Origin of the sequence: Synechocystis sp. CACIAM 05 (assembly GCF_010222815.1) — a bacterium.
GTDB lineage: Bacteria > Cyanobacteriota > Cyanobacteriia > Cyanobacteriales > Microcystaceae > Synechocystis.
This window is the reverse complement of record NZ_CP019225.1, coordinates 3,017,312-3,035,911: the sequence shown is the minus strand read 5'-3', so window position 1 is coordinate 3,035,911 and position 18,600 is coordinate 3,017,312. Positions and strand designations below refer to the sequence as shown.

Sequence of the window (18,600 nt, the reverse complement as noted above, 5' to 3'; positions counted from 1 at the left end):
GTTTTACTGTTAGGAAAAATAAAAAGATTTAGTGGTATTAGCTCGAATTTCAAAACTGTTAACATAACCAACCAAATCACTAGGGTCAAAAGGCTTGTTATCGATAAAAGCTTTTCCCGGAGTAACGTAATAGTCTTCCGTTGGACAGGCAATGGCCATTTCTCCGGCAATTTCCCGGTATAGATCCGTTCTCCAAGCCTGCTTGGCGATCGCCTCCGCATCGGGAGGAATTTCAGGAATTTGTTGCCAACGGGCTGCTTGGGTCATTAACCATAAACTTTCCGATTGCCAAAGAAAGGTGGAATGATCATTTTCTGCCTTCGCTACATCAGGGGGCATATCAAAAAATAAAGTTGTTTCAATGCTATCCACCATTCTTTTTTGATCATCAAAACCACCATAATTGTAATTACCAACAATGCCAGGTTCGGTTAATTTAGGTGGAACCCCAGTGAAGGAACGTTGGGCAATTAGTTTAGCCACTTCAGGGCGATTTTCTGGCTTACTGCAATATTGACAAGCTTCAATCATTGCTTTGACTAAAGAACGATAGGTTTTCGGATTTTCCTCAATAAAAGACTCCATTACAGCCAAAATGCGATCGGGGTGGCCATTCCAAATTTGTCGTCCCTGGACAAAGGTAAAACCGATGCCTTCATTGCCTGTAATAGCCCTCGTATTCCAAGGTTCAGCCACCATATAAGCTTGGGTTGAGCCAATTCTCATATTATTGACCATCTGGGGCGGCGGAATTATTAATACCCGCAATTCTTCCACCAGATTAATCCCAATGGCTGAAATTAAATAACGTGCAAAATATTCATAAATTGAAGAACTCAATACCACAGCCCAAACACGGTTATGTACAGAAATTTGATTAAAATAAGCCCTTAAATCTTTGCCGAAACGTTGTAAATCTCCCTTATATTCCTGCCAAGGTCGTAGGCCAAAATCCCACATCGCCCTATTCATAGTCATGGCATTACCGTGGCGATGAATAGTCATGGCACCACAGAGAGGAGCAACCCTTGCCCCTTCAGCCCCAGTGCGGGCATTGGTGATTGCCCCCGATACCACTGGGGATGCGTCTAACCGTCCAAAAATTAACCCGTCACGGGAATTTGCCCAACTAGATTCTCGGCTAAGTTTGACGTTTAAACCATATTTGCGAAACAATCCTTTTTCCCAAGCAATGGCAAAGGGGGCACAATCATTAACCGGGACATAGCCGATAGTTAAGTTTGGTTTTTCTAGGGTTTTGGGATCAATAATCGGTTCGACAGCTAGAGCCGCTTCCGTTAATTGACTGGGATTACGACTACTATTCACTGCACAGGCAGAAAGACCTACAATAGCTGAACTGGACGCTAAACCGGTGAGAAAATTACGGCGAGAAAACATAGTAACAAATAACCAACACAGGTAATCAATAAATTTGCACGAAAGCACATAAATTAAAACTAAGATAACTATGTGCTTAAACGAACTAAGCCCTAATTAAAAACCTATTTAATGGTTATAAAGATCAGATTCCCGGTTTAATAGGACGGTGGGTTACCCAAATCTGCAAACGGCCGATGCAATAATCTAAAACTAAACCCGTTAAACCAATCACAATTACGGCTAAAAACACAGAGCTAAGGTTTAAACGGTTCCATTCATCCCAAAGAAAGAAACCGATTCCTACCCCGCCGGTAAGCATTTCTACCGCTACGATGACTAGCCAGGCAATACCTAAACTTAGCCTTAGGCCTGTGAAAATATAGGGTAAACTTGCCGGTAAAATGATTTTGAAGATCTGCCGATGTTGGGGCATTTCTAATACCGCCGCCACATCTAAATAATCTTTGGGAACACTGGCAACCCCCAAGGCTGTATTAATGATAGTTGACCACAGAGAAGTAATAAAAATTACAAAGATTGCCGATGGTTCTGCCACACCAAACATGGCTAAGGCGATGGGCAACCAAGCCAGGGGAGAAACGGGTCGCAAAATTTGGATAATGGGGTTAAAAATGAGCATGGCACTCCTCGATAGACCAATTAAAAATCCTAAAGGAATTGCAACTATGGCCCCTAACAAAAACCCTAAACAAACCCTTCGTAAGCTAGCTAACAGTAACCAGCCAATTCCTAAATCTCCTGGTCCCTTTTGATAAAAGGGATTAATAATATATTGCCAATTGGTGGTAAGAGCTTCCAGGGGAGTGGGCATTAATTCACTGCGGAAGGTTGCAATTACCCACCAGAGTGTAATTAACCCCAAAAAGCCCAGGGCAGGAAACAAAATCACATCCCGTACAAAAATGGGCTTTAGTTTTTTCCAGCCCACTTGTGCCGCGACAGCAAAAGTAGCTAGGTTCATATAAAATGCCTATCCATCAAGATTTGGTACGAAATGTAGGGAGCAGTACCAATCAAGAACACTGAATCCAGCCAGATGAAATCTGTCGAGATACAATCTTCCCTCAATGCCGACGAAGTTAGCTGACGGGCTAGGACTGAGAGATGTCCTTTTCGGAAAACCTTAATGATTTACCCGAAATACGCCCCAAGATTTGGTTCCTCCGCTCCAACCCTGTTGGATTAGGCCGACTTGCTCTACTTAAACAGCAATGATAACACGGGGTTTTAAAATTGTCACTATTCTGACTCTGTTTTTATCGAGTTCATTAGGAGTCTTTTTCAAGAATAAGTTAAATCCTGTTTTTTAATACCTTAAATAAGGCGATTTAATATATCAGCTTTTGGCTTTTATGATCATTCCTTACTGATCTAAAAGAACAATTATGGAATGGTCAATTTAAATTTAGGATCATTTTCGATTAAGATGAAAAATTGTTGCTACTTTCCTAAACTCTATGCCTTCATCTACTCCGTTTCAGGGTCAACCTTTGATTGCCTGGCATACTCTTTCCGCAGATCAAGTCGTCAGTGACTTACATGGCGATCGCCAACAAGGATTAAGCCAGCAACAGGTGGCTGAAAATTTGCAAGTTTATGGAAAAAACGAGTTGATAGAAACGGGGGGGAGAACTTCCTGGAACATTTTAGTTGATCAGTTTACAAACATTATGTTGTTGTTGCTGATCGCTGTTGCAGTGATTTCGGCCGCAATTGATATTTATCAAGCCCAACAATTGGGTAAATTTATTTTTCCTAAAGATGCAGTTGCTATTTTTACCGTTGTATTACTGAATGGTATTTTGGGGTATGTGCAGGAACGGGGAGCGGAAAAAGCTCTGGCGGCCCTCAAAGACTTATCTACATCCAGGGTGCGGGTCATTCGGGGGGGCACAACCACCGAAGTGGAATCAACGGAGTTAGTACCGGGAGACCTTATTCTTCTAGAAGCAGGGGTTAAAGTTCCCGCTGACGGTCGCATTTTAGAAGGAGCTAATCTCCAAATTCGTGAAGCCGCTTTAACGGGGGAAGCGGAAGCGGTAATGAAACAGGGAGATGTGTTGCTACCCGCCGATAGTGCCTTGGGCGATCGCCTAAATTTAGTTTACTCCGGCACAGAAGTTGTCCAGGGACGGGGCACAGTGATAGTGACTGCCACGGGCATGAAAACGGAATTGGGAAAAATTGCTTCAGCCCTGCAATCTGTAGAACCGGAACCCACTCCCCTCCAAAAGCGCATGACCCAATTAGGCAATGTACTAGTTGGCGGTTCTTTGATCTTGGTGGCGATCGTCGTTGTGGGGGGAACGCTCTTCAAACCAGATTTGTTTATGCAGTTGGTTGAAGTATCTCTTAGTATGGCTGTTGCCGTGGTTCCCGAAGGACTACCCGCTGTAATTACCGTCACCTTAGCTTTGGGGACCCAACGCATGGCCAAACGCAATGCGCTGATTCGTCAACTGAGTGCGGTGGAAACCCTTGGCTCCGTAACCACCATCTGCTCTGATAAAACGGGCACCTTGACTCAAAATAAGATGGTAGTGCAATCTGTAATCAGCGATCGCCATCGTTTGGGCATTACCGGGGAAGGCTACAACCCCGTCGGACAATTCCAAACTTCTGCAGGGGAAAATGTTGCCATTGAAAATATCCCTGAAATCGAAAGACTATTAATGGCCTGTGTACTATGTAACGATGCCGTTTTACAAAAGGAAAATGGGGAATGGGCAATTCTAGGTGATCCCACCGAGGGGGCCCTATTAGCCTTAGCCGGTAAAGCGAATATGTTCAAACATGAACAGGAACAACGTTTTCCCCGGGTTATGGAATTTCCCTTTTCCTCAGAACGGAAACGCATGGGGGTCATCTTTCAAGATGAACAGGGAAAAATCAACACCCCCGACGGTTATGTGATGTTTGTGAAAGGTTCCTCTGAATTGATTCTAGAACGCTGTACCCATATTCAAGTGGGAACCGAAATATTGGCCATTACCGAAGAACAGCGCAATTCCATTTTAGAACAAAACAATCAACTAGCTGGGCGCGGTTTACGGGTCCTAGGCTTTGCCAGCAAACTTTGGACAACGTTACCAAGCGACATCAATGATGACATTGCCGAACAGGAATTAACCTGGTTGGGACTAGTGGGAATGTTAGATGCTCCCCGTCCAGAAGTGCGAGATGCCGTGGCCAAATGTCGGGCTGCCGGGATTCGACCAGTGATGATTACCGGGGATCATCCCCTCACCGCCCAGGCGATCGCCCTTGATTTAGGCATTGCGGAACCGGGGGCAAGGGTTGTTACCAGTCGGGATTTAGACAATTGCAGTGAAACCGAACTAGCAGAAATTGTCCATACGGTCAGTGTCTATGCCAGGGTTTCCCCCGAACATAAATTAAAAATCGTCCAAACCCTCCGCAAACAACACGAAGTTGTTGCTATGACAGGGGATGGAGTCAATGATGCCCCGGCGTTAAAGCAAGCCGACATTGGGGTAGCTATGGGCATTACAGGGACTGACGTCAGTAAAGAAGCCAGTGACATGATTTTATTGGACGATAACTTTGCCACCATCGTCTCAGCGGTGGAAGAAGGTCGTGTCGTTTACACTAATATCCGTCGTTTTATTCGCTATATCCTGGGCAGTAATATTGGCGAAGTTTTAACAATTGCCGCCGCTCCTTTAATGGGGTTGGGCGGCGTCCCCCTCTCTCCCTTGCAAATTCTTTGGATGAACTTGGTTACTGATGGAGTTCCCGCTCTAGCTCTGGCGGTGGAACCAGGCAAAGCAAGTGTTATGCAACAGTCCCCCAAAGACCCCCAGGAAAGCATATTTGCCCGGGGTTTAGGTTCTTATATGGTTCGTCAAGGTTTGATATTGGCCATTGTGACCATTGTGCTGATGGTGTGGGCCTACAACTATACCCCCAACCATTTAGAGGGCGGACTTTCCCCCAATCGCTGGAAAACCATGGTATTTACCACCCTCTGCTTAGCCCAGATGGGTCATGCCCTCGCCATTCGTTCTTTGACCAGTTTGACCGTTGAAATGAACCTTTTTTCCAATCCTTTTTTGCTGGTGGCTGTGGTCGTTACCTCTTTATTACAACTGTTATTGATTTATGTTGAACCGCTGCGGGCATTTTTTGGAACCCATTATTTACCTGCCAACGAACTGTGGGTTTGTGTTGGCTTCAGTGCCCTAATTTTTATCTGGATCGAATTAGAAAAAGTCTCCGTTCGACTGTATCAACATTTTGCCCGTTAACCTCCATCGATAATTGTTTAAAAGGTAATTTTTTAAAAACTAAACTATCCTGGTTTGACACTCCCCTATTGCCTCCGATGCTACTGAAAATGGCAGGCCCCCAAAATTAGTAGGGGCGTTTTTATCCCTAACAATTCGGCGATCGCCAAAGGAAACGAGTCCACAAATCCAGAGCCTATGGGTAGACTCAGGTAAATCGGTGGTGATTAATTGATTGATGGCTTCGGTTGTTAGCTTGTAGAATTGGGGCATTGGTTGCCTAAGACTTTCCGCCTTTCTCTCGATCAATTCTTCTTCCCGCCATGCCATAGGTCACCGCCCAGACTAAACTTGGCACAATATCTTTTCGAGCCCATGGCTTCTCCACGATGGCTAAAACTGATTTGCAATCTCTCTTGTCAGCTTCCGCAATGACTACTGCCGAGGCATTGTCTTTTTATGATTCCTTGGAACCTGTGGATCTCACTTTTATGACCGGGCGTTGGCAGGGCAAGGGAATTTCCACTAATCATCCGATGGACGGCATATTAGAGATGATCTGTTGGTACGGCAAGGAGTTTATTGATGCGGAAACAGTTCATCCTTTGTTATTTCAAAATACCCAGGGAGAAATTTTCAAGCTCAGACCAGATCCAACTGTGATGGCACTCTCCCTAAATTTTCGTATCAATCGTTATCCATGGATTGCCCCAGGACTGCGTTGGTTCACTAGTTTTTTAAAAACTGAAGTTAGCCAAGCACGTTTGCGAATGATGGAAAGCCGTGGTGTAGTTACCGCCACTATGATTTATGATTATTTACCTATTAATGACTCTTTTAAGAAAATTAATGATAACTCCGTATTTGGTTTGATGGACTATAAACCTATCCCGCAGCCTTTTTTCTTTTTGCTGCAACGGTGTGTGTTTTGAATCTGATAAGTTTTGCCCATATCTTCTCCTCATAACTGCCGTAATCTGAGTGATTGTGTACATTTAAAATCTAATGGAGCACTTCAGCAAGGGATTTTTGGGGACAGTTGTAATAGGGTCTGCTCTAGGATTTGATGACGAAGACTCTGTTTTTGAGCTATTATATTTAACTATAAGTTATATTTAACTATAAATAACATCACTAAAAAATGGCAACGCCCTATCCAAGATTGGCGAGCTGCTACTTCTGATTTTGCTGTTCTTTTTTTGAACGCTTTTCACTTTAATTCTCCCCTTTGGACAAAATTTAGACCACTCTCATTTTTTTAGAGGAAATACTATGGATTACAGTCATCGTATTGTTAACCTCTGGACAGTGTTTTTGTTGGCAATGCTGTTTCATACTGATTTGGGGTTAATGCCCCTTTTTCATGATTTGAGTGTGGCGGAGTTCCATGGGCAAACTATGTCCGATGTTTCTCCAATTTTCTGGCTGATGTTAATCTTTTTTATACTGCCACTATTTGCTGTTATCGTTATTTCTTTTAGTCAGTCCCGCAAAGTACGTCAGGTTCATTTTGGCTTAACTGTAGTATATTCAGTGCTTAACTTAGGGCATTTGATTGCTGATCTTAGCTTAGAAACGATTGTTTGGTACCAAATATTTTTAATGATATTTCTATTTCTGCTGGGATTACTAATTAATGCCGTTTCTTGGCGTTGGTTAAAGACTGTTAAATCAAGTTGAATTGTACGTTCAGAGAGTAGGAAAAGCACTGGCAATTCAGCTCCTAAATTTAACTGTCCGTCGGGGGGCGCTGGACAAAACCCCTGCTGGAACCCTTTCGTAAATTTGCGCCGATCAAAAGCTATCCGCAAGCAGATTTTTGTTAATCTTCCAACGGATAGCTCTACCCTTGGCTGAGGAAGGGAAAGAAAACTTACTTGCTCCCTGGGAGGGATTTAAAGCTAACTGACGGGTGCCAATTCAACAAATTGGGTTTTAAAGACGTCCTGGGTTCCCAAGACAACTTCCTCAGTACCTGATACAGAAGAGGGCACCGCAATATCGAGATAGATCAAACCATTATGGTTGGAGCCATCGGGAACAATCTCCATAACCCTGGCGCCTGCGACGTTGTAACGTTCAGTCCCCGCATCCAAGAAAATCGAAGCCCCCTCTTCAATTTCAAAGGTAATACGATAGTTTCCTGCATCAGTGAATTTGAACGGTTTACCCGAGACGCCGGAAATAACCTTACCTGATACGGCTAATTCTGAACCAAATGCTGTGCTAGCAGCGTAGTCTTTGGTACCAATGCCAAGGCCAACCCATTGGTCCCCGTTCCAGTCCAGTCCTGTAACCGGATCATGTTCAAATTTTTGAATGGTTAGGTTCATCACCTGGGACGGTGCATAGACGGTGGCTAAGTCACTGCGATAGATGGGAAGACCACTATCCCCCAGTTGGGTAAAGGCATCATCGGCACTAGCAAAAGTCTGTTGCAACGATGCTGCTGTATAGCGAGTGCCCTGAACTTCGGTCTTGCCTTGACCATCAATTTGTTCCATATGGTAGGCGAGTTGCCCATCATCGGAGATAAGAGGATCCCCAATATCTTTAAATAAAGCCAACTCGATTCGGACAAACTGACCTAGCTCAATCCTGGCGGACTCTAGGGCATCCCCCACGTCAACTTTGTCGATGGCGATCGCCCCTGTTGCTTGTTCGTTATAAGCTTGCCAAGTGTTGCCTTCATTTTTTTGGGCAAACCAGTAATAATCATCACGGGTGCCGGGTACAAAATACGGATCCGTTAGGGTTAGGCTATTCATGGCCCCCCGTAGAGCTAAAGGCGTAACTCCGGAGGGAAAAATGACAGGGAAGGACAGGTTATTACCGACTGATTCTTCGCCGTGGCCTTTGCCATCTGGCGGCCCGCCACCACCTTTATCGGCCGGAGGCCCACCACCACCCTTATCGACTGGCAAACCACCGCCCCGTTTACCTTGGGACGAAATTTGAGTGATCGCCGCCAAATTAGAGGCAGCGTTAGCAGATACACTCCCACCTCGTTGGCCCAGAGTTAAGGTTGGAGTTGTTAGTTCAAGGCTAGATGGAAGAGTTGATTTACTTAGGGTAGGTTTACTTCCTTGTTTATCCGATTTTCCTTGCCCTTGACTATAGAGATTGTAGAGGATGCCTACATTTTGTTGATCCCCTAACTTACTTGACGAATTAGAAGACATGACAAACCCTCCCTTTCTGGTTTTAATCCCCAGAAAATAGTGTTTTTTGTGGCATTTTTGACAAAGTAGCCAGCAAAGTAGATAAAAGTTCAATCACTCAGAATACCTAAGTCAACTGCTCATTTAACAAACAGCAATTACCGTGTTTACCTCCATTACTAATTCTTTGACAGCAAAGACTGAGAATTTTGGATAGATCATCCTTCATTTTTTCCATTTCTTTGATTCCACTTTCGAGCTGAAGGATTTTGCTCGTGAGCTTATGATAAATTTCGTCGCAAGTGAGGGATTGTTGACTTTGTAAGTGGAGAATGTCGGCAATCTCCTCCAGACTGAACCCCAAATCCTTGGCATGACGAATGAAACTCAGGATCGCCAAATCTTTCTCTTGATAAACCCGATAACCAGATTGGTTGCGCTGGGGATGATCGACTACTCCTATGCGTTCGTAGAAATAGAGAGTCTGCGGATTTAATCCCAGTTTGCGAGCGACCTCGCTGACGGTTAACATAATGCTCACCCTCCCATTTCTTCTCTGTCTCTACTACAATATATTCCCTATACTTAGGTATAAGGTTGTAGGTTGATATAGTTTGTTACAAAAGAAGGACAATTTTCTCCCAGTTTCTTATCAGTAAAGGATAGCTAGAACTCTTCGCAGTGGATAATGTGGTCAGTTTCGGAGCAATATTTCTAATTTGGCGATCGCCTACCTAACCCCCAGTAATTTTTGTCTTAGTTCTCGACTGTCAGGAACGGTCAGCCCCTTGGCGAGCAATTATTCCAATGCCTAGAACTATTAGAACGAAGAAAATCAACACTGTATTGAGCAAATCCCCTTGATTTAACCCACTTAAAAAAGCAATAGTAGCAGTTGCTAATAGTAGAATTGTCACACTACCAAGGATTAAAATAGAACGAGAAAGGATACCACGGCGATAGTGATCCCGCAGTAGGGAAATGGAAACAAGACCATAGACCAATAGCAATGCTAAAGTCCCAAAAGTACCACAAACATCGTTAATATCATCGGGTTTTAACCCCATTGCTAGCAGAACCAAAGTACCCAAAATACAAATCCCTAACCCTAAAGTTAAGGAGCCCACCGGAGTGTGGAAAGCAGGATGAATTTTAGTGCTGAATGGAGGAAGAATTTTTTCTTTTCCTAAACTTAAACCAACCCTAGCCAGAGCACTAAATGCCCCTAAACTTGCACTCAAAAAACAAACAGAGGCGCTAAAACTAATTACCACCGCCGCCGTCGGAATTTGTAAAAAATCGCCGAGACTAACAAGCGGACTGGCTGAGTTGAGAATATTACTGGGAGCCGCTTTAAAACCTAGTCCTAAAACATAAGCCCAAACCAAAAACAGTGCCCCTGGCAGCAAAGTAGCAATGCGTAGAGCTTTGGGAATATCTTTGAGGGGATGGAGAGATTCACGTCCTAGGGTAGCTGCACTTTCAAATCCCACAAAACTCAAAAAAGCAATCATTAAGCCCGAACGTACTTGGTTGCCTGTGGCGCTGGTGAGCTGAAATTCTGACAAATCAAATTTAATACTATGGTGGAATAAAATAACACTACATAACCAGAAAATTATAATAATTGAAACACTTTCTAACACCAACATCATCCCATTGGATACTCGCACATCCCGTGACACTAGCCACCAAATTAATCCTCCCAAAACCACAACAAAAAACCACAGAGGCAGTTTGGGTCCGGCCATCCCCATTAGAATTGCAAAACTTTGACTGGCCATGGCCAGCAGTAGTATGCCAAAGCCGCCATAGGCCAGTAAGAGTAACCAGCCCGTTAACTGTGCAAAAGTTATCCCCAAACCCTGCAAAACATAGGTGGCTAAGCCCGCTGTCCCCGCTTCCTGCCTGGCAAAGGTAATCAGCACTTGGGACACTAACAAAATACAAAGACAAGCAATCAGGTAAGTGAGCCAACTACTGTTCCCGGAACTGAGATAGACCTGGGGAATGTTGATCACAGCGGTTATGGTTGGCCCTACAACGGCGATCGCCTGGGTGGTGACCTGAATTAATCCTAAACAGCGATTAAGTTGGGGGACAGAAGAAGAATTAGTCAGTACCGTCATAAATCCCTATCATGAAAATCCAAGCTAATTTCGTACACTTTACCGTGAATCAATCTCTTCTCCGGCAACTTTAATCTGCGATTGAAAAATTTCTGAGCGAATCTCAGATTTCTGGGGGGCGGTGCGATTGCAAATATATTTTACTCGTTGATATTATCTATACCCTCAAATTTCCAACCCGTTTTTGTCCTTGCAAAATAATATTTAATCGGACGATTTTCGCTTGATTCAGGTAGCTGTTTAAAGGTGCAATAAATAGCATAACCCTTTCCCTCTTGCTTCGGTTTAGTCGTTTGAAAACATCTCTTCGCATCGGCTTCCATATTCAAAATATCGTCGTAACCTTGCAAAAATTCAGTTTCTGTTTTTATGCTTTCTATTCCAAATGGCATCGAAAGGGGAAATCTTGTCAATCTGGCAACGGTGGATTTGTCACTGTTAACCACTGCAGTTTTGAATTGTTGCCAAAAGGAATTAAAGTCAGTTTCGGCAGAAATGGTCGCAGATAACCAAAAAAAAGTGGCAGAAAAAATTTCCATTAGTAAATAACCATTTTTGAACATGAGTCAACATTCCTTCTATCTAAAAAGTTTACAAGTTTCCATAACTAGCCATATTCAGTAAGCTATCATTTTTTGGTCAATGCAGGGAGGATAAAATAAGAGCCTGTTTGTAAAGTCTTGTTTTGCCCCCTAAATCCCTCAATACTGGGGGACTTTGCGTCTGTTTCCCCCCAAATTTGGGGGGTCAGGGGGGCTTTTCAAACACGTTCTAAAGAAAAAAGGTAAAATTGATAAATCATTTAAATTATTTGGTTGGCTATGTTTTGGATTCAAACAAGAAAAAGAAACTTAAAAATCTTATGTTTGTTCATCGTTTAAGCTGTCACCAATTTTTGTAGGGATGTTGAGTCAAATTGACGTTGTAATAGCGAGCATCATCCGTGACTTCTTTCCCAATCCAGGGGGGTAAACTTATTTTTTCGTCAGCTTGGGATAATTCTACTTCCGCCAAAATTAGACCCTGGTTATCCCCCAAAAATTCGTCCACTTCCCAGGTTTTTCCTTGGTAATCGAGGCAATAACGATATTTTTCAATCAGGGGCGGTGAACAAAGTTCAGTCAAAATTTGATTAGCATCCACTGCGGGAATTTCATACTCAAATTCCAAACGGGCCATGCCGGTATTTTTACCCTTAATAGTGAGATAGGCCCGATCGCCAATGGTACGGACTCGAACCGTGGTTAAATCCTTGGTCGCAATGTAACCTTGACGGTACAAATAACCCTGGGCTAAATACCGCCAGCGGTCATCTTTAACCAGGAATTTACGTTCAATCTCGATGGCCATAACCTCCGCCCCCCGGTGTTTTGATCATTAGGCGATCGCCAGGGGCCACATCCACCTGGGCGCAACTATCTAACCGTACCTTATCCCCAGAACGACGCAGTAACCAATTTTCCCCCACGGCTCCTGCTTCTCCCCCGGCCAACCCAAAGGGTGCCACCCGCCGCCGATTAGCCAAAATAGCTACTGATAGAGGTTGAAGGAACTTAAACTGGCGCACAATGCCGTTGCCACCGGGAAATTTACCTGCGCCACCACTGTGGGGCCGAATGGCGAATTGTTCCAACAACACCGGGAAACGACCTTCTAAGATTTCCGGATCTGTCAAGCGGGAATTAGTCATGTGGGTTTGCACTGCGTCACAACCAGCAAAATTAGGCCCAGCGCCACTGCCTCCTGCAATGGTTTCATAGTATTGATATTGCCCATCTCCAAAGGTGAGGTTATTCATGGTGCCCTGGCTGGCGGCCAGACAACCCAACGCTCCGTATAACGTGTCGGCGATCGCCTGGGAAGTTTCCACATTACCAGCCACCACGGCGGCGGGATATTGGGGATCGAGGAGGCAACCGGGGGGAATAATAATTTTTAACGGTTTAAGACAACCGGCATTGAGGGGAATGGGTTCCTGCACCAGGGTGCGAAAAACATACAAAACTACTGCTTGCACCACCGCTTTGGGGGTATTGAAATTATGATCTCCCTGGGGAGAAGTGCCGGAAAAATCGATTATGGCGGTGCCTTGGGGAGCATTAACGGCAATAGTTACCGCAATGCGGATACCGTTATCCATTTCCGTAATAAATTGACCGGATTTCAGCTTGGCGATCGCCTTGGTTACTGCTTGTTCCGCGTTATTTTGCACATGGGTCATATATTGTTGAACGGTGTTTAAACCATACTGGGCTACCATGCTTGCTAAACCCATTATGCCCCGTTGATTGGCGGCAATTTGAGCAGAAAAGTCAGCTAAATTTTGTTCGGGATTGCGAGCGGGATAAACGCTATTAAGCAAATAATTACGAATCTCTTCCGTTTGTAATTCCCCGGCTTTAACTAACAACTCATTGTCAAATAAAATGCCTTCTTGGTTAATATTTTGACTGTGGGGAGGCATGGAGCCGGGGGTAATGCCGCCCAAATCTGCTTGGTGGCCCCGGGAAGCAACGTAAAACAAAATTTCCTTACCCGCAGAGCCAAACAGAGGGGTTATTACCGTCACATCCGGTAAGTGGGTGCCACCGTTATAGGGATTATTGGACAGATACACATCCCCCGGTTGCAATTGCTGATGGCGATCGCGGCAGAGGGCTTTAACGCTTTCCCCCATGGAGCCTAAATGGACAGGAATGTGGGGTGCATTGGCCACCAAATCCCCATGGGAATCAAAAATGGCACAGGAAAAATCGAGCCGTTCTTTAATGTTGACTGAGCTAGCAGTATTTTGCAAAACAATGCCCATTTCTTCGGCAATGAATTGATAGAGATTTTTGAATATTTCTAACCGTACTGGATCGACTTGATTGCTATTGCTATCTCCATAATTGTCAGTATTTACATTTACTTTAAATTCGTCTTTGTCATCAATTAAACGAGAAGTATCTTTTATTTTATCAACTACTTTTTCCAACACCAAATGGCAGGGTTGGGGTTTCCCTGGGGATGCTTGACCCAACTGGGCTTGCCAACCAGAATCTATAACGATGGTGCCAGTACCTTCCACAATCATGGCCGGGCCGATAATCACTTGTTGAGGAGCTAGGTGCTGACGTTGATACACAGGCATGGCATGCCATTGGCGATCGCCATAAAAATTCACCATTTCTAAAGCTTGGGCCGGTTTTACCACTGGAGCTAAACAGGGTTCCGGCGGTAAATCTAGAGGTTGAATATACTCTAAACTAATGGCAGCAATGGTGAGGGGAGTGCCTGTTTGACTAAAACCGTAGCGTTGTTGATGTTGGTCTGTAAATTGAGCGATTAAACTGGTTAAATCTTGGCAAAAATCAAGACTTAAACTGGTGTCAGTGCCCTGGTATTTTAAATCAATTTGACGACGTATTTCCGGTGATTTACTAGTATTTTCTGCTTTATTATTGCTGTTGTGACTACTAATAAAAGTCTCGGCTAACTGGGTTTCTAGGGTTTGATAATTGGTGAATAAGCTCTCTAAATTGTCCGCCGTTAAGGGTTGCTCAATGGTCATGGCCCGCAAAGCCCGTTGCTCCGCCAAACCCATGCCATAGGCGGATAGTACACCGCTATAGGGATGAAGAAAAATTTTGCTAATGCCCAAGCGATCAGCCAATCGACAAACTAGCTGGCCCCCTGCGCCGCCAAAGCAACAAAGGGTATAAGCTTCCAAGTCGTAGCCTCGTTGCAAACTGATTTTTTTAATGGCATTGGCCATATTTTCTACGGCGATCGCCAGAAAGCCATCCGCCACTTCCTCTGGTATAGGTTTAGTTGCAGTGAATCGAGCTATTTGGTTTGCTAAATCGATGAATTTTTCCTGAACAATATCAATATCTAAGGGCTGATTTCCTTCTGGGCCAAATACAGGGGGAAAATAGCTTTTTTGCACCCGTCCCACCATGACATTGGCATCGGTTACTGTTAACGGCCCGCCCCGACGGTAACAGGCTGGCCCAGGGTTGGCCCCCGCAGAATCAGGACCTACTTGGTATCTTTGCCCGTTAAAGTGCAAAATGGAACCGCCCCCTGCCGCCACTGTATGGATGGCTAAGCTAGGTACCCGCAGACGTACTCCGGCGATTTCCGTTTCCCACAACCGTTCATAGGTACCGTTAAAGTGGGCTACGTCAGTGGAAGTGCCCCCCATGTCAAAGGTAATAATGTTGCGAAAGCCTGCCCGCTGGGAAGTTTTGACAGCGCCGACAATGCCCCCCGCTGGGCCAGAAAGAATGCTATCCCGTCCCTGGAAATGACTACCATCCACCAGACCTCCATGGGACTGCATAAACTGTACTGTTATTCCTGGTAATTGCCCTTGCACCTGGTCAACGTAACGCCGCAGTAAAGGGGAAAGATAGGCATCCACAACGGTGGTGTCGCCACGATAAATGTATTTAATTAGGGGGCTAACTTCAGAGGAGCGGGAAATTTGAGTAAAGCCAATGTTTTGGGCAATTTCAGCAATGATTAATTCATGGTCAGGATAACGATAACTATGCATTAAAGCGATCGCCACACTGCGAATTCCTTGGTCGTAGGCCTGTTGTAAATCCTGGTGAATCTTATGCTTATCTAGGGGTTGTAAAATTTCTCCCTGGGCATTAATTCTTTCCATCGCTTCAATGACCGGGCCATAGAGCAAGCTAGGCTTTTTAATCTCCAAAGCAAAAATGTCCGGCCGATTTTGATAGGCGATCGCCAACCCGTCTCGAAATCCTTGGGTCATCACTAAAACTAGGGGATCTCCTTTCTGTTCCAGCAACGCATTGGTGGCTACGGTGGTGCCCATTTTAACCATGCTAACTTTTTCTGGGGCGATGGGTTCGTTGGAAGATAAACCTAAAATAATTCGGATGCCATGGATAACTGCATCGTCATAAAGTTCCGGATTTTCTGATAATAATTTAAATAAAATTACCGTTTCTTTTGTGGGTAGGGTAAATACGCTAAATCGCCTATCTTTAGCGGAATGTTGGGCTAATTTTGTATCTTTGGTAATGGCAACAATATCGGTAAAGGTGCCGCCCCGGTCCACAAAAAATTTGGTCATGATTATTTTTATCTTAGGCAATTAATTTCTGCTTAAACATGGCTGGAGTAGACCAAACTTGATCCTCTAGCCATGTTTTTATTGATACTAATTAACGTTCCCTGGCAATGACCCAAATGGCATGGACAAGACCGAGGATATACAAACCAAAAATGGTCAGCAGTAGGTTAATCCAAAAGTCTTTGCCAATACCCACTTGCAGGAAAACCCCCAGAGGCGGCAATAGAATCGCACAAATGATCTTAACAATATCCATTAGTTCACTCCAATATGTCGGGATAATTAGGGTCTTTTGACAGACCAAGGGAAAATGAGCACAGAATTGTCGCACTGACTATGCTATCCCATTGACTAATTTTGGTGAAATTAACTTTAACAGTACTACCAAAATCCAGATAAATTTTCTTCCATTTTTCCCTTTGCTCCATGGCGATCGCCTAAGGAAAACGGCTTTAACGAAAGTTAATAAAAAAGTCCTGACGGAATGAGATCCTTTTCGTAAAACTAGGGTAATATTCCTATAAGTTTGTCTGTATGAGGCAACGATACGGCTATGAAAATTATCTTCAGTCCCAAAAACGTCCTTTCTATTTCTGGTCTGTCCCTATTGGGCACCTGCTTGGTGGCTTCCCCTGCTTTGGCTGGCTACTCGGCCATCGCCCAGGGAGTAAGGGGTTGGGGTTGGGCCACTGGTTACTCAACTATGGAAAAGGCAAGACAGGCCGCAATCCGTAACTGTCGAGGTAATGGTGGCGGAAGTTGTTCTGTTTCTACAGCAGAAAAAGATGACTGGTACTTTGTCGGTGGTTATTGTGGTGGTATGCCCTATACCGCTGCTTCTAAGCATAACTGGAATGTGGCGGCTGATATTTTAAGAAGGAAAGCCAAAAAAGATGGGAATTACAATTGTCATATTGAAGTTGAAAGATAAGTTTTTTACAGTTCAATTGATTGAATTAAAGCTGAATTTAAGTATTTCAATTTTTTGATTTTAGATAAACAAACAACATGAATGTCCAAGTACTCGACCGTTATGAAATTGTTAAATCCCTTGGTTCAGGAGGATTTGGCGATACTTTTTTAGCCAAAGATACTCAGATACCATCTCAAAAGCTGGTGGTAATAAAACGTCTTAAACCAGCCAATGCAAATAGTAATACTTCCACTGAGCTAATTCAAAAATTGTTTGAGAAAGAAGCTTCAGTGTTAGAAGATTTAGGAGAGCATAACAGTCAAATTCCAAAGCTGTATAGCTATTTCTCAAACGATAATGAATTTTACTTAGTCCAAGAGTATATTCAAGGAGTTAGCCTGAATGAAATTGCTCCTATTGGTTCAGAACAAGCAAAGACTATTCTCTCTTCCTTGTTAACTACCCTTAAATACATTCATGGCAAAGGAATTATTCATCGAGATATTAAGCCAGAAAATATTATTTTGCGGGACAGTGATCACTTACCCGTTCTGATTGATTTTGGTGCTGTTAAGGAAACTATGGGGGCTGTTACTTTAGGCTCAGGTTCCACTGTTAGCTCTGTAGTTATTGGCACTAGGGGATTTATGGCTCCTGAACAAAGTTCGGGACGTTCTGTTTTCAGCACCGATCTTTATGCTTTAGGACTGACTATTATTTACACTCTTACCAAGAAGTTGCCGGTTGAATTTTCTAGCGACCAGCAAACAGGCCAATTAGACTGGCAAAGTCATGTATCTAAAATCGATTCTGTCTTGGCTAAAGTAATCAATAAAGCCATAGAAATGGAGCCTAGTCGTCGTTATTCCAGTGCCGAAGCAATGTATCAGGCTCTACACTCCTTAATTAGTTCTGGGGCTGAGCCAGCACTTCCAATGGAAACTGTTCGAGTTGCACCTAGTAATGAATTTTTAGTCACGAGAAGTTCCACCAAAACGGCTGAAACTGTTGTTACACCCGTCGGTAACTCTCATAATAACTACTCGAACAACAATGGAAAATCAAAAATTGCAACGCTGTTAACTGTTCTTATTGGGATTATTGTGGTCACTGCTGGTTTAGGAGGTGGGTTTATAATTCCCCAACAAATTAAAGAAGCTGAAGCTAGGGCGGCTCAAGCTGAAAAAGAAAAACAGGAAGCAGAGCAAAAACGAATAGAAGCAGAGCAAAAAATTGCCGAGGATGAAAAACGTCAAAGGGAATTAGAACAAAAACGAGTAGAAGAAGAACGTCAAAGGGAATTAGAACAAAAACGAGTAGAAGAAGAACGTCAAAGACTAGCTGCTGAGGCCGAACGAGCTAAGCAAGAAAGGCAGCGTTTAGCGGCAGAAAGACAGAGAGTTCAAGTTTTGGCAAATCAGGCAAAAGCTATGGCCAGCGGTGCTAGCGCAACTATTGGAGGAATTCCTGGATCTAAAAATATTCGCTCTGGTCCGGGAACAGATTATGGCGTTATTACTCAAGGCTATACAGGTGAGGGTTTAGACATCTTAGATAGTAGTACTGATTCCGGTGGCCATGTTTGGTATAAAGTTTATCACTATGGTTCAGGATCAACGGGGTGGATTGCCAGTCAATTAGTAAACTTTTAGAC

14 protein-coding genes and 1 riboswitch are annotated in these 18,600 nt (G+C 43.8%); of the genes, 5 read left to right on the top strand and 9 right to left on the bottom strand.

Annotation, left to right across the window (positions count from 1 at the left end):
* Positions 1-9: 9 nt before the first annotated feature.
* Together BWK47_RS14380 and ntrB are read right to left on the bottom strand one after the other, a co-directional pair.
* A complete protein-coding gene (locus BWK47_RS14380; RefSeq protein ID WP_162329171.1) occupies positions 10-1,401 on the bottom strand; it encodes a CmpA/NrtA family ABC transporter substrate-binding protein in 1,392 nt (463 codons plus the stop codon).
* A 124-nt stretch (positions 1,402-1,525) separates the two neighbouring features.
* Positions 1,526-2,365 carry a nitrate ABC transporter permease gene (ntrB, locus tag BWK47_RS14375; RefSeq protein WP_162329170.1) on the bottom strand — a complete coding sequence of 280 codons (840 nt, stop codon included), beginning with the start codon at positions 2,363-2,365 and terminating at the stop codon, positions 1,526-1,528.
* 92 nt (positions 2,366-2,457) lie between these two features.
* Positions 2,458-2,603, bottom strand: a riboswitch (cyclic di-AMP (ydaO/yuaA leader).
* 258 nt (positions 2,604-2,861) lie between these two features.
* On the opposite strand from ntrB, the gene BWK47_RS14370 reads away from it, so the two are divergent.
* The 3 genes from BWK47_RS14370 (at position 2,862) to BWK47_RS14360 (ending at position 7,331) form a co-directional block, all read left to right on the top strand.
* Positions 2,862-5,672, top strand: a complete 2,811-nt coding sequence (locus tag BWK47_RS14370; protein ID WP_162329169.1) for a cation-translocating P-type ATPase — start codon at positions 2,862-2,864, stop codon at positions 5,670-5,672.
* A gap of 368 nt (positions 5,673-6,040) precedes the next feature.
* On the top strand, positions 6,041-6,583 hold the full coding sequence (locus BWK47_RS14365; RefSeq protein WP_162329168.1) for a DUF4334 domain-containing protein: 543 nt from the start codon (positions 6,041-6,043) through the stop codon (positions 6,581-6,583).
* A gap of 340 nt (positions 6,584-6,923) precedes the next feature.
* A complete protein-coding gene (locus BWK47_RS14360) occupies positions 6,924-7,331 on the top strand; it encodes a hypothetical protein (RefSeq protein WP_162329167.1) in 408 nt (135 codons plus the stop codon).
* A gap of 221 nt (positions 7,332-7,552) precedes the next feature.
* On the opposite strand, the gene BWK47_RS14355 is transcribed toward BWK47_RS14360, so the two are convergent.
* The 7 genes from BWK47_RS14355 to BWK47_RS14325 form a co-directional block, all read right to left on the bottom strand.
* Positions 7,553-8,833, bottom strand: a complete 1,281-nt coding sequence (locus BWK47_RS14355) for a hypothetical protein (protein WP_162329166.1) — start codon at positions 8,831-8,833, stop codon at positions 7,553-7,555.
* Positions 8,834-8,939: 106 nt separating this feature from the next.
* Positions 8,940-9,353: a heavy metal-responsive transcriptional regulator gene (locus BWK47_RS14350; RefSeq protein WP_010873960.1), complete on the bottom strand. Its 414-nt coding sequence runs from the start codon at positions 9,351-9,353 to the stop codon at positions 8,940-8,942.
* Positions 9,354-9,582: 229 nt separating this feature from the next.
* The gene (locus BWK47_RS14345) at positions 9,583-10,941 is read right to left on the bottom strand and encodes an APC family permease (protein ID WP_162329165.1); all 1,359 of its coding nucleotides are present in this window, start codon (positions 10,939-10,941) and stop codon (positions 9,583-9,585) included.
* A gap of 140 nt (positions 10,942-11,081) precedes the next feature.
* Positions 11,082-11,480, bottom strand: a complete 399-nt coding sequence (locus BWK47_RS14340; protein WP_237269665.1) for a hypothetical protein — start codon at positions 11,478-11,480, stop codon at positions 11,082-11,084.
* Between the two features lie 346 nt (positions 11,481-11,826).
* The gene (locus BWK47_RS14335) at positions 11,827-12,291 is read right to left on the bottom strand and encodes a CYTH domain-containing protein (RefSeq protein WP_162329163.1); all 465 of its coding nucleotides are present in this window, start codon (positions 12,289-12,291) and stop codon (positions 11,827-11,829) included.
* Complete coding sequence (locus BWK47_RS14330) at positions 12,275-16,033, bottom strand: hydantoinase B/oxoprolinase family protein (RefSeq protein ID WP_162329162.1); 3,759 nt, start codon at positions 16,031-16,033, stop codon at positions 12,275-12,277. The genes BWK47_RS14335 and BWK47_RS14330 overlap by 17 nt, the downstream gene beginning before the upstream one ends.
* Before the next feature lie 91 nt (positions 16,034-16,124).
* Complete coding sequence (locus tag BWK47_RS14325; protein ID WP_014407150.1) at positions 16,125-16,289, bottom strand: YqaE/Pmp3 family membrane protein; 165 nt, start codon at positions 16,287-16,289, stop codon at positions 16,125-16,127.
* A gap of 297 nt (positions 16,290-16,586) precedes the next feature.
* Here BWK47_RS14325 and BWK47_RS14320 point away from each other — a divergent pair, with 297 nt between their 5' ends.
* Together BWK47_RS14320 and spkD are read left to right on the top strand one after the other, a co-directional pair.
* Complete coding sequence (locus BWK47_RS14320) at positions 16,587-16,964, top strand: DUF4189 domain-containing protein (RefSeq protein WP_162329161.1); 378 nt, start codon at positions 16,587-16,589, stop codon at positions 16,962-16,964.
* 77 nt (positions 16,965-17,041) lie between these two features.
* Entirely contained in the window at positions 17,042-18,598 is a 1,557-nt protein-coding gene (spkD, locus tag BWK47_RS14315) for a fatty acid biosynthesis serine/threonine-protein kinase SpkD (RefSeq protein ID WP_162329160.1), read from the top strand.
* Positions 18,599-18,600 lie beyond the last annotated feature (2 nt).